Source organism: Kitasatospora sp. NPDC056327 (assembly GCF_042261735.1).
Classification (GTDB): domain Bacteria; phylum Actinomycetota; class Actinomycetes; order Streptomycetales; family Streptomycetaceae; genus Kitasatospora.
Genome location: NZ_JBHJRC010000269.1, coordinates 1 through 11,421, shown reverse-complemented (window position 1 = coordinate 11,421; position 11,421 = coordinate 1). Strand labels below are relative to the sequence as shown.

Here is an 11,421-nt window from a genome sequence, read left to right as displayed (position 1 = left end):
GGAGTTTCATTCAACCGACTTCGCTTTCCGCTTGTCCCCGCTCTCCCGCGGCGACTCCGGAACTGTACGGGGACGGGGCCGCCACATGCAAATCGTCCCGCCCTGCGCCGGCAGGACGGGACGATCGGCGGTGCGGGGCCTCGTCAGGCGCGGCCCATCTCCTCGGCGATGGCCGCCGCGAAGGCGTCGATGTCGGCCTCCGTGGTGTCGAACGCGCACATCCAGCGGACCTCGCCGGTGTGCTCGTTCCAGAAGTAGAAGCGGTACCGCTTCTGCAGCCGCTCGCTCACCTCGCGCGGGAGGATCGCGAAGACCGCGTTCGCCTCGACCGGGCGGACGACGGTGACCCCGTCGATCCCCCGGACCGCCGACTCCAGGCGGGCGGCCATGGCGTTGGCGTGGCCGGCGTTGCGGAGGTAGAGGTCCCCCGAGAGCAGCGCCTCGAACTGGACCGAGACGAAGCGCATCTTCGACGCGAGCTGCATCGAGGTCTTGCGCAGGAACCTGATGTTCCGGACCTTCTCGGGGTTCAGGACGACCACGCACTCGCCGAACAGCAGGCCGTTCTTCGTACCGCCGAAGGAGAGCACGTCGACGCCCACGTCCGTGGTGAACGCGCGCAGCGGGACGCCGAGCGAGGCGGCGGCGTTGGCCAGGCGCGAGCCGTCCACGTGGACCAGCATGCCGAGCTGGTGCGCGTGGTCGACGATGGCCCGGATCTCCTCCACCGTGTAGAGGGTGCCGAGCTCGGTGCTCTGGGTGATCGAGACCGCGAGCGGCTGCGCGCGGTGCTCGTCGCCGAAGCCCCAGGCCTGCTGGTCGATGAGCTCGGGGGTGAGCTTGCCGTCCGGGGTGGGGACGGTGAGCAGCTTGATGCCGCCCATCTTCTCCGGGGCGCCGCCCTCGTCCACGTTGATGTGGGCGCTCTCGGCGGCGATCACTGCTCCCCAGCGCGGGAGCAGGGCCTGCAGCGCGACGACGTTGGCGCCGGTCCCGTTGAAGACGGGGTACGCCTCGGCCGCGTCGCCGAAGTGGCGGCGGAAGACGTCCTGGAGGTGGACGGTGTAGTCGTCCTCGCCGTAGGCGATCTGGTGGCCGCCGTTGGCGAGGGCTATCGCGGCGAGCACCTCGGGGTGCACGCCGGCGTAGTTGTCGCTCGCGAAGCCGCGGACGGCGGGGTCGTGCCGCCGCACGGCGTCGGTGCGGCCGGAGGGGTCGGTCATCGGGCTGTCAGCCACAGGTGCTGTCCGTTCAGTTCTTCTGCGGGGCGGTCCCAGAGGCCCGCCAGGTGTGCGGCGAGGTCGGCGGTGTCGGTGAAACCGGCGAACTTGGCGTCCGGCTTCTCGGCCCGCATCTCGGGACTGACCAGCGCCTTGATCACCAGGATGGCAGCCGCGGCGGTGGGCTTGCCGTCCTCGGCGGTGGTCTCCTTGCGGAAGGAGTCGGCGAGGGCCAGCGTCCAGGCCTCGGTGGCGGCCTTGGCGGCGGCGTAGGCGGCGCCGCCCGCGGTGGGCTTGTGGGCGGCGGCGGCGGAGATCATCGCGTAGCGGCCGGCCCCGCTGCGGACCAGGGCGGGCTGGAACGCCAGCGAGGTGTGCTGGAGGGTCCGCACGACGGTGTCGTGCAGGAAGTCCCAGTCGTCGATCCGGGTCTCGAAGAAGCTCTTGCTGCCGCGCCAGCCGCCGACCAGGTGGATCATGCCGTCGACGTGGCCGTGCTCGGCTTCCAGGTGGTCGGCCCAGTCGTGGACCTCCTGCGGGTCGAGCAGGTCGATGACCTGGCCGCTGATCCGCGCTCCGCGCACGGCGACCCGGACGGCGTCGAGCGCGGACTCCAGGCGCCGGGCGTCGATGTCGGCGCCGATGACGGTGGCGCCGTCGGCGGCGAGGCGGCGCAGCACGGCCTGGCCGGCCGGACCGCTGGCCCCGGCGACGGCGACGACCTTGCCGGTGAGGGGTCCCTTGGGGGCGGTGATCACGCGGCGACTCCCTGCAGGCCGGCACCGGTGATGCCGGTGGTCGAGGCGATGACGCCGCCGAGCTTCTTCGCGAGGGCCTCGTAGAACATGCTCAGCGGGAACTCGTCGGGGAGCACGGCGTCGCACAGGGCCTTGTTGAGCGCCTTGCCCTCGGCGGTGTCGAACGGGAGCGCCTCGGTGCCCTTCGCCCAGGTCGAGGCGGGGTGCGGGGTGAGGTAGCGGGAGACCAGCTCGTAGGCGGCGATCCAGTGGGCCGGCTTCGGGCGGTCGATGCCGTCGCGGTAGAGGGTCTCGATCTCGGCGCAGAGCGCGTTGGTGACCTGCGGGGCCCGGTCCCAGTCGATGCTGAGGCGGTTGTCGCGCCAGCGCAGCGCGTCGTGCTTGTGCAGGTAGGCGAAGAGCAGCTGGCCGCCCATGCCGTCGTAGTTGCGCACGCGGTCGCCGCTGACCGGGAAGCGGAAGAGGCGGTCGAAGAGGATCGCGTACTGGACGTCGCGGGCGTGCTCGTTGCCCTCGGCCTCCAGCTTCACCGCCTCCTTGAAGGTGGTGAGGTCGCAGCGGAGCTCCTCCAGGCCGTACATCCAGAACGGGCTGCGCTGCTTGATCATGAAGGGGTCGAAGGGCAGGTCGCCGTGGCTGTGGGTCCGGTCGTGGATGAGGTCCCAGAGCACGAAGGTCTGCTGCGAGCGCTCCTGGTCCTCCAGCAGGCTCCGGGCGTCGGAGGGGATCTCCAGGCCGAGCAGCTCGACGGCGTTGGTGGAGACGACGCGGAAGCGGGCGGCCTCGCGGTCGCAGAAGATGCCGCCCCAGGTGAAACGTTCCGGCGCCTTGCGCACGGCCACGGTCTCGGGGAAGAGCACGGCGGAGTTGGTGTCGTAGCCGGCCGTGAAGTCGGTGAAGGTGATCGGCACGAACATCGGGTTGTCGAAGCGGGTCCGCTCCAGCTCGGCGAGCCACTCGGGCCACACGACGCTCAGCAGGACGGCTTCCAGGTTGCGGTCCGGGTTGCCGTTCTGGGTGTACATCGGGAAGACGACCAGGTGCTGGAGGCCGTCCTCGCGCTGGTCGGCGGGCTGGAAGGCGAGCAGCGAGTCCAGGAAGTCGGGCTCCCGGTAGCCGGTGTCGGCCCACTTCGCCAGGTCGGCGTCGACGGCGGCCAGGTAGGCGGCGTCGTGGGGGAAGAGCGGGGCCAGCTCGGCGACGGCGGCGCGCACGGTCGCGACCAGCGGGTCGACCGTCTGGCGCTGCACGGCGGACAGGTCGATGGAACCGTCCTTGGACTGCAGCGGACGCAGGCTCTCGACAGCGTCCTTCAAACGCAGCCAGGCCGGGTGCCCGGCGAGGTTCTGGACCGGGGCGTCGGCCGCCACAGCGAGCCTTGACGAAAGATTCTGCATCGGGGACTCACTTCGACAGGAGGGTTTTCGATGAGACCACCATAAGTACGAAAGGTTCTTCTGTTCAAGGGGGGTCCTGCCGACGGATCTGCGGTGACCTGCGGTCGCGCGGGCGGCGGGCGTGTGTGGCGGCCGCGTGAACAGCCGGCGGGATCTTCCGGACGGGGCCGGACGAAGGCTCCCAAGCCGACCATGCCGCGCGTGTCCGGCCACCGCCACCGGGGGAGGTTCCCCACCCGACCGGTCCGGCCCCTTCTCACCCCGGAGCACCGCCATGCCCCTCCCCCGCACCTCCGCCGTCGCCCTCCTGCTCGCCGGGACCGTGCTGGCCGCGGTCACCGGCTGCGCCGTCCAGGAACCCGCGGCGGGCTCCGGCTCGTCGGCCGCGGGCACCGCCGCCGACTGCGCGCCCGGCGGCCTGCCCACCCGGACGGCGGGGACGCTCACCGTCGGCACGGACAAACCCGCCTACGAGCCGTGGTTCTCCCGGGACCGGCCGGAGAACGGCGAGGGCTTCGAGTCGGCGGTGGCCTACGCGGTCGCGGCGAAGCTGGGCTACCCCAAGGAGAAGGTGTCCTGGGTGGTCACGCCGTTCGCCAAGGCGACCGCGCCCGGTCCCAAGGACTTCGACTTCGACGTCAACCAGGTGTCGATCAGCGCCGAGCGCCGCCAGGCCGTGGACTTCTCCTCCGGCTACTACGACGTCCGGCAGGCGGTGATCGCGCTGAAGGGCTCCAGGGCCGCTTCGGCCCGGAGCCTCGCCGACCTCCGGAGCGCCAGGCTCGGCGCGCAGGTCGGCACCACCAGCCTGGAGGCGATCACCGCGACCGTCCGGCCGACGGCGCAGCCGGCCGTCTTCGACTCCAACGACCTCGCCAAGGCCGCGCTGAGGAACGGTCAGGTCGAGGCGCTGGTGGTGGACCTGCCGACGGCGTTCTACATCACCGGCGCCGAGGTGACGGAGGCCCAGGTGGTCGGTCAGCTGGCCGGCGCGGGCGGCGGCGAGCAGTTCGGGCTGGTACTGGACAAGGGCTCGCGGCTGACCGGCTGCGTCTCCGGCGCGGTGGACGCGCTGCGGGCCGACGGGACGCTCGCGAGGCTGGAGAAGGAGTGGCTGTCCGACGCCGTCTCGGCACCCGTCCTGCCGTGAGCACCGACAGCGCGGGCCCCGGGGACGCGAGCACCCAGGACGCCGGCGCCGGGCGCACGGGTACCGGCGGCGCGGACAGCGGCAGCACGGGCCTCGACAGCACGGGCCCAGGTGGTGGCACAGGCACCGGCGGCACGGGCGCGGGCGGGCCGTCCCCGGGAGGGGCCGCGCACCTCACGAAGACCCCGGACGGCTACCGCCCCTCGGCGCGGCGGCTCGCCCACGAGGCGTACCGGCGCCACCGGGCCCGCCGCTCGGCACTGATCGCCACCGTCTCCACCGCGGTCACGATCGGCGTGCTGCTCGCCCTGCTGGTCGGCTCGCCGGGCTGGCCGGCCGTACGGCGTTCATTCCTCGACGCCGGGTACGCCCGGCAGGCACTGCCCGAGGTGCTCAAGGGCCTGCGGATCAACCTGGAGCTGATGGCCGTCTGCGGCGTGCTGATCCTGGTGCTCGGCCTGCTGCTCGCGGTGCTGCGGACGCTGCGCGGTCCGGTCTTCCTGCCGGTGCGGCTGCTGGCCACGGCCTACGTGGACTTCTTCCTCGGCCTGCCGATGATCATCTGCCTGCTGGTGATGATCACCGGTGTCCCGGCACTGCGGCTGACCGGGGTCACCACCGATCCGCTCCTGCTGGGCGGCGCGGCGCTGGTGCTGACGTACTCGGCGTACGTGTCCGAGGTGTTCCGGGCCGGGATCGAGTCGGTGCACCCGAGCCAGCTGGCCGCCGCCCGTTCGCTGGGCCTGTCGTACGCCGGGGCGATGCGGTTCGTGGTGCTGCCGCAGGCGGTGCGGCGGGTGGTGCCGCCGCTGCTCAACAACCTGGTGAGCCTGCAGAAGGACACCGGACTGGTGTCGATCGGCGGGGTGATCGACGCGGTGTACGCGGCGAAGATCATCAACGGCCGGTCGTTCAACTCCACCCCTTACCTGGTGGCGGCGCTCGTCTTCGTGGCGCTGACCATCCCGCTGACCAGGTTCACCGGCTGGCTGACCACCCGGATGAACCGCCGCCGACACGAAGGAGGAGGTGCACCGTGACGGATGCGACGGGTGCCGCGACGGATCCCGCCGGCGGGCAGCGGCCGGGGCCCGCCCGCGCGGACCGGGAGCCGGTGCTGCGGCTGGAGGCCGTGCGCAAGACCTTCGGCACCGGCCAGGTGGTGCTCCGCGACGTGCACCTCGACGTGCCGGAGCACTCGGTGACGGCGCTGATCGGGGCGTCGGGCTCCGGCAAGTCGACGCTGCTGCGGTGCGTCAACCTGCTGGAGCGGATCGACGACGGGGCGGTGTACCTGGACGGCGCCGAGATCACCGACCCACGGGCGGACGAGGACGCCGTGCGGCGGCGGATCGGCGTGGTCTTCCAGGCGTACAACCTCTTCCCGCACCTGACGGTGCTGGAGAACGTGACACTCGCCCCGCGCCGGGTGCACGGCGTCCCCCGGGACCGGGCGGAGGCGACGGCCCTGGAGCTGCTGGACCGGCTCGGGCTGGCGGCGAAGGCCCGGGAGTACCCGGACCGGCTCTCCGGCGGGCAGCAGCAGCGGGCGGCCATCGTCCGGGCGCTGGCCACCGGGCCCAGGCTGCTCCTGCTGGACGAGATCACCGCAGCGCTCGATCCCGAGCTGGTCGGCGAGGTGCTGGCGGTGGTGCGCGATCTCAAGGAGCAGGGCATGACGATGCTGCTCGCCACCCACGAGATGGGGTTCGCCCGCGAGGTCGCCGACCGGGTGTGCTTCCTGGACGGCGGGGTGGTGCTGGAGCAGGGGCCGCCGGAGCAGCTGTTCGGCGCGCCCCGGGAGGAGCGGACCCGGCGGTTCCTGAGCCGGGTGATCGCCTCGGGCCGGCTCGCCCGCCAGGGCTCGTCCGACAGTTCGCGTCGCATCGGCGCGCGGCGGGAATGGTCGGAGAAGCCCTGAGGCGTCTGCGGCGCGCACCGCCCCGCGGCCGGCACCCGGGCGCCCGGCGGGCACATGGGCGCCCGGCGAACGGCGCGCCACGGCCGGCACCTCCGTGCGCCCCCGTTCGCGCCCTGCTGTCCGCGGGACCGAGCGGTGACCGTGGACGGTACGCCCGTCCGCGCCGCCCCGGGAGGCCGCCGTTGCACGGTCCAGACCTGGTCAGCTGGCTGCTCGCCGCGCTCACCGCGGCCTCGGGCGCCTACTGCCTCTCCCGGCTGCGGCACGCCCCGTGCGCACCGGCCGGGTCGGCGGGGGCCGCGGACTCCCTTGCCGGCGGACGGCGGCGGCTGCACCCCGGCCACGAGTCCGACCTCGCCGAAGGGCTGATGGGCTGCGGGATGGCCGTCATGGCGCTGACCGGGACGACCGTGCCGGGCGAGGTGTGGGCCTGGGTGTACGGGCCGCCCGCGGTGGCCCTGCTGCTGGCGGCGGCGGTGCACCCGGCCCGGCGCACGCACCGGCTGCACCACGCCGTCGGCGCGCTGGCGATGACCTACATGGCGCTGGCGATGAGCAGCGGCGCCGGCCACGCCGGGCACCGGGCGGCCATGGGGTCGCCGGTGCTGACCGGTGCTCTGCTCGCCTACTTCGGCGGGTACGCGCTGTGGTCGGGCAGCCGGCTGCTGAGCGGCCCCGGCGGCTCGGTGGTGGTGGCCTCGGCCGGGCTGCCCAGGGCCTGCCGGCTGTCGATGGGCATCGGCATGTTCGCCATGCTCCTGACCATGTGACGGCGGCCCGGCGGCCCTTCGACCGGCCCCTTCCCCCGCCCTCGCCCGGCACCGCGGAGGCCGCGGGGCACGCGCCGGAGCGGGACGCCCCGTGGCGTTGGTCACTGGGTGGCCGAAAGTCGTTCCACCCCGCCCCGGCAGCGCATAAGTTGGCGTGAAGCGCACTGTCGCGCTCCGTGCGTCCTCGGGGAGCCCATGCCATGACGGCCCTGCTCGGCCTGCTGCTGCTCGGACTGCTGCTCGCCACGGTCGCCCCCCGGATGCTGACCCGGGCCCGCTGGGCGGACCGTGAACCGGTGCTGGCGCTGCTGGTCTGGCAATGCCTGGTGGTGGCCGTGCTGCTGTGCTGCGCGCTGGGTCTGGTGCTCGCGGCGATGGCCGCGCTGCCCGCCCTGCGCGAGGTGCTCTTCTCCCGCGCGCCGATCGGCGTGGAGGCCGCGTACGGGCTGCACAACTCCGAGGGCTGGGGCCGGCTCTGCGCGGCGGTGCTCGCGGCGGGCGGCCTGCAGACGCTGTTCGCGCTGACCCGCGAGGTCCGCTCGGCGAAGGCCCAGCGGGCCCACCGGCACGCCCAACTGGCCCGGCTCTCGCCCCCGTTGCCGGAGTCGATCGAGCCGGCCTCGGGCGACGGCGCCCGGCCGCGCCGGGAGCGGCTGGTGGTGCTGGAGAACGTCCGCCCCGAGGCCTGGTCGCTCCCGGGACAGAACTCCCGGCTGGTGGTGACCACCGGGGCGCTGCGGCAGCTCACCGACCGGGAGCTGGCGGCGGTTCTCAGCCACGAGCGCGGGCACGTCCGGGCCCGGCACCACTGGCTGGCGCAGGGCGCCCAGGCGCTCGCCTCGGGGTTCCCCGGGGTCGGGGTGTTCAGGGCCTTCCGCGACCAGGTGGGCGAGCTGGTGGAGCTGGCGGCGGACGACCGGGCGGCCCGGCGGCACGGCCGGCACACCACCGCCGTGGCGCTGGCCGGGATCAATCTGGAGCGCGGGGTGTTCGGCGCCTGCCCGCCCGGGCTGGCGCAGTCCCCGAAGCGGGTGGACCGGCTGCTGGCGGGACGGCCCCGGCTGTCGGTGCCGCACCGCCTCCGGCTGACCGTGGCGGCCCTGGCGGTGCCCGCCGTGGTTGTCCTGCTGGCCGCGGCCCCGGGACTCTTCGCCCTGCGCTGACGTCGGCGGCCGACGTCGGCGGCCGGCGTCGGCGGCCGGCGTCCGCCGCTCGTGCCGCACCCGCGACTCCGGCCCGGAGAGCAGCGGGCGGCGGACCTCCGGCCCGAGCTCGGGCGTCGGGCCGGACGGTGCCTCAGCCCTCGACCGGTCCGCAGATCGGCGGCGGGTCGTCGGCCAGCGTGAGCGAGAGCACCTCGCGGTGCAGGGTGCGGGCCTCGGTGTAGCGCCGGTGGCCCTCGTCGGTGAGCGCGACCTGGATGCCGCGGCGGTCGTCGGCGCACATCGCGCGGGTGACCAGTCCGGCCTTCTCCAGCCGGCCGATCAGCCGGGAGAGCGCGCTCTGGCTCAGGTGCACCGTGTCGGACAGCTCCTGGACCCGCAGTCCGCGGCCGGTGCCGTCGCAGCCCTCGACCAGATGCTCAAGGACCTCGAACTCGCTCATGCCCAGGCCGTGTTTCTCCCCGAGCTCGCGGTCGAGCAGGCAGGCGGTCCGGGCATGCCGGGCGAGCAGGTCGCGCCACTGGGCGACCAGACCTGCCTCCACGGAGGAGTCGAGTTCAGCCACGCCGCCACGGTATCACAGCCAGCTTCAACTTATGCGTTAACATTTTATTCACTTGCATTGAATGCATGCGCATGTAATCTCTTGCGCCATGACCACCGCGACCGTCACGTCATCCGACGACCCGTCACACGCCGGGGAATCCTGGACCCCCCGCCTCTGGGGCACGCTGATCGTGCTCTGCGCCGCGCTCTTCCTGGACGCCCTGGACGTCTCGATGGTGGGCATCGCCCTCCCGTCCATCGGCTCCGAACTGCACCTCTCCACCTCCACCCTCCAGTGGGTGGTCTCCGGTTACGTCCTCGGCTACGGCGGCCTGCTGCTGCTCGGCGGCCGCACCGCCGACCTGCTCGGGCGGCGCCGGGTCTTCCTGACCGCGCTCGCCGTCTTCGCGGCCGCCTCCCTGCTCGGCGGCCTGGTGGACGACGGCGGCCTGCTGATCGCCGCCCGCTTCGTCAAGGGCGTCGCGGCGGCGTTCACCGCGCCGGCCGGACTGTCGATCATCACCACGACGTTCCCCGAGGGCCCGGCCCGCAACCGGGCGCTCTCGATCTACACCACCTGCGGCGCCAGCGGCTTCTCGCTCGGCCTGGTGCTCAGCGGGCTGCTCACCTCGGTCGGCTGGCGCTGGACCTTCCTGATGCCCGTCCCGATCGCCCTGATCGCCCTGCTCTTCGCCGTCCGGCTGCTCCCCCGCCCGGTCGAGGAGAAGGCCCACGGCCGCTACGACGTGCTCGGCGCGATCACCGGCACGACCGCCGTCCTGCTGCTGGTCTTCACCGCCACCGAGGCGCAGGGCGCGGGCTGGCTGAGCCTGCGCACCCTGGGCTCGCTGGCCGTCGTCCTGCTGCTCGGCGCGGCCTTCCTGCTGGTGGAGAGCCGCACCGCGCACCCCCTGGTGCGGCTCGGCATCTTCCGCAACGGCTCGGTCGCCCGGGCCAACGCGATCGCCTTCGCGATGGCCGGTGCCTACGGCGGATTCCAGTTCGTGGTCACCCTCTACCTCCAGGACCTGCTCGGCTGGTCGGCCCTGGCGATGGCACTCGGCCTGCTCCCGGCCGGCGCCATGATCGCCCTCTCGGCGCCGTTCATGGGCCCGGTGGTGGACCGCTTCGGCACCGGCCGGCTGCTGCCGATCGGCCTGCTCGGCCTGGTCGGCGCGTTCGCCCTGTTCCTGCGGCTGGACGAGCACAGCTCCTACCCGGGCCTGGTGCTGCCGTCGATCGTCCTGCTCGGCGTCGGCTTCGCGCTGGCCTTCCCCTCGGTGAACATCGCCGCCACCGACGGGGTGGCCGACGAGGAGCAGGGGCTGGCCTCGGGTCTGGTGAACACCGCGATCCAGGTGGGCACGGCGGTCGTACTGGCCGGCGCCACCGCGATCATCACCGCCGGCAGCGGCGGCGGCACCGGCGCCCAGGCCCAACTGGACGGCTACCGGCCCGCGCTGCTCTTCGTCACCGCGGTCGCGCTGATCGGCCTGGTGGTCGCCGTCGCGGGCGCCGTTCTCGACCGGCGGAAGAAGGCAACTCCCCTGCCCGTGGGCGACTATGATTACTCGTCAGCACGCCGGGAGGCCCCGGCCGAACGGCACGACGAGGTCCTCAGCAAGAACTGAACGACGGCAGGGACACCCCCGACCGGGGGATCCCGGCGCCGGAGTTCGCCCCCTCGCCGTCGAAGTGGGCGCCGGCTCTACCAAACCCCCGTGTTGGTAGGGCCGGCGCCTCCGTACGAACCGAACCGGGCCGCCCGGCCGAAGCCGGCCGCCGCGGTTCGGTCGCCGGCCCGGCCAGTATATTGGCCACCAGCCAACGAACGTACGGAGCAGACACGATGGCACCTCGCGGGGATTCGGTCAATGAGGAGATGCGCCAGCGCTCCCGGCGCCGCATCATGCGGGCCACCGTCGAACTGGTCGACCAGCGCGGATACTCCGGCACCACCCTGACCGACATCGCCGAGCGGGCCGGACTGGCCCGTGGCCTGCTGTCCTACTACTTCGACGGCAAACGACTGCTGATGCAGTCGGCCACCCACCGGATGATGCACCAGGCGCTCTCCACCGCGCTCGACGAACTGGCCCCCGGCGCGGCCCCGGAGGCCCGGCTGGCCCGGGCCATCGACACGGTGCTCGGCCTCGCCATGGACCACCCGCGGGTGATGCGCTCGCACCTCGCGCTGATCCTCGACCCGGACAGCGGTGCCTTCGTCCAGGACCCCGAGCAGCAGCGGCTCGGCACCATCCTCCAGGGACTGCTGCGCGACTGGGGCGCACCCGATCCGGCGGCCGAGCACGCGGTGCTGCGCAGCGCGCTGATGGGCGCCTGCATAGGCGTGCTGCTGCCCGGCGCCGAGCTCCCGCTGGCCCCGATACGGGCCGACCTGTTCCGCCGTTACGACCTGCCCTGGCACCTGGGCCGCCCGCCGCAGCCCCTCCCCCCGGAACGGGAGCGGCCGCCGGCCCGCGGCTGAACCGCGGC

At 73.3% G+C, this 11,421-nt stretch carries 11 protein-coding genes; 7 read left to right on the top strand and 4 right to left on the bottom strand.

All coding sequences use genetic code 11. The features are described 5' to 3' along the window. Positions 1–143 precede the first annotated feature (143 nt). The 3 genes from ACFCX4_RS28955 to ACFCX4_RS28945 are packed head-to-tail and all read right to left on the bottom strand — an operon-like array spanning position 144 to position 3,375. The gene (locus ACFCX4_RS28955; RefSeq protein ID WP_376148595.1) at positions 144–1,223 is read right to left on the bottom strand and encodes a threonine aldolase family protein; all 1,080 of its coding nucleotides are present in this window, start codon (positions 1,221–1,223) and stop codon (positions 144–146) included. After that, positions 1,220–1,975, bottom strand: coding sequence for an SDR family NAD(P)-dependent oxidoreductase (locus ACFCX4_RS28950; protein ID WP_376148592.1), 756 nt, complete (start codon positions 1,973–1,975; stop codon positions 1,220–1,222). Before ACFCX4_RS28950 ends, ACFCX4_RS28955 begins: the two co-directional genes overlap by 4 nt. Continuing rightward, complete coding sequence (locus ACFCX4_RS28945) at positions 1,975–3,375, bottom strand: DUF6421 family protein (protein WP_376148586.1); 1,401 nt, start codon at positions 3,373–3,375, stop codon at positions 1,975–1,977. Before ACFCX4_RS28945 ends, ACFCX4_RS28950 begins: the two co-directional genes overlap by 1 nt. Positions 3,376–3,649: 274 nt before the next feature. Here ACFCX4_RS28945 and ACFCX4_RS28940 point away from each other — a divergent pair, with 274 nt between their 5' ends. From ACFCX4_RS28940 to ACFCX4_RS28920, 5 genes are all read left to right on the top strand, one after another. Further along, positions 3,650–4,525, top strand: coding sequence for an ABC transporter substrate-binding protein (locus ACFCX4_RS28940; RefSeq protein WP_376148583.1), 876 nt, complete (start codon positions 3,650–3,652; stop codon positions 4,523–4,525). Further along, positions 4,522–5,565, top strand: coding sequence for an amino acid ABC transporter permease (locus ACFCX4_RS28935; protein WP_376148580.1), 1,044 nt, complete (start codon positions 4,522–4,524; stop codon positions 5,563–5,565). The genes ACFCX4_RS28940 and ACFCX4_RS28935 overlap by 4 nt, the downstream gene beginning before the upstream one ends. A 74-nt stretch (positions 5,566–5,639) precedes the next feature. Then, positions 5,640–6,446, top strand: coding sequence for an amino acid ABC transporter ATP-binding protein (locus ACFCX4_RS28930; RefSeq protein WP_376148589.1), 807 nt, complete (start codon positions 5,640–5,642; stop codon positions 6,444–6,446). Positions 6,447–6,628: 182 nt separating this feature from the next. After that, complete coding sequence (locus tag ACFCX4_RS28925) at positions 6,629–7,216, top strand: DUF5134 domain-containing protein (protein WP_376148577.1); 588 nt, start codon at positions 6,629–6,631, stop codon at positions 7,214–7,216. A gap of 200 nt (positions 7,217–7,416) precedes the next feature. Then, positions 7,417–8,379: a M56 family metallopeptidase gene (locus ACFCX4_RS28920; RefSeq protein WP_376148575.1), complete on the top strand. Its 963-nt coding sequence runs from the start codon at positions 7,417–7,419 to the stop codon at positions 8,377–8,379. Between the two features lie 133 nt (positions 8,380–8,512). On the opposite strand, the gene ACFCX4_RS28915 is transcribed toward ACFCX4_RS28920, so the two are convergent. Beyond that, on the bottom strand, positions 8,513–8,944 hold the full coding sequence (locus ACFCX4_RS28915) for a MarR family winged helix-turn-helix transcriptional regulator (RefSeq protein WP_376148572.1): 432 nt from the start codon (positions 8,942–8,944) through the stop codon (positions 8,513–8,515). 88 nt (positions 8,945–9,032) lie between these two features. Here ACFCX4_RS28915 and ACFCX4_RS28910 point away from each other — a divergent pair, with 88 nt between their 5' ends. Next, positions 9,033–10,556, top strand: coding sequence for an MFS transporter (locus ACFCX4_RS28910; RefSeq protein WP_376148569.1), 1,524 nt, complete (start codon positions 9,033–9,035; stop codon positions 10,554–10,556). 251 nt (positions 10,557–10,807) lie between these two features. Further along, positions 10,808–11,413, top strand: coding sequence for a TetR/AcrR family transcriptional regulator (locus tag ACFCX4_RS28905; RefSeq protein WP_376148566.1), 606 nt, complete (start codon positions 10,808–10,810; stop codon positions 11,411–11,413). Positions 11,414–11,421: the final 8 nt, after the last annotated feature.

Excerpts from the sequence above, each read along its gene's own strand:
- ACFCX4_RS28955 (WP_376148595.1), bottom strand. The coding sequence starts at position 1,223 with ATGACCGACCCCTCCGGCCGCACCGACGCCGTGCGGCGGCACGACCCC.
- ACFCX4_RS28945 (WP_376148586.1), bottom strand. The coding sequence starts at position 3,375 with ATGCAGAATCTTTCGTCAAGGCTCGCTGTGGCGGCCGACGCCCCGGTC.
- ACFCX4_RS28940 (WP_376148583.1), top strand. The coding sequence starts at position 3,650 with ATGCCCCTCCCCCGCACCTCCGCCGTCGCCCTCCTGCTCGCCGGGACC.
- ACFCX4_RS28920 (WP_376148575.1), top strand. The coding sequence starts at position 7,417 with ATGACGGCCCTGCTCGGCCTGCTGCTGCTCGGACTGCTGCTCGCCACG.
- ACFCX4_RS28910 (WP_376148569.1), top strand. The coding sequence starts at position 9,033 with ATGACCACCGCGACCGTCACGTCATCCGACGACCCGTCACACGCCGGG.
- ACFCX4_RS28905 (WP_376148566.1), top strand. The coding sequence starts at position 10,808 with ATGCGCCAGCGCTCCCGGCGCCGCATCATGCGGGCCACCGTCGAACTG.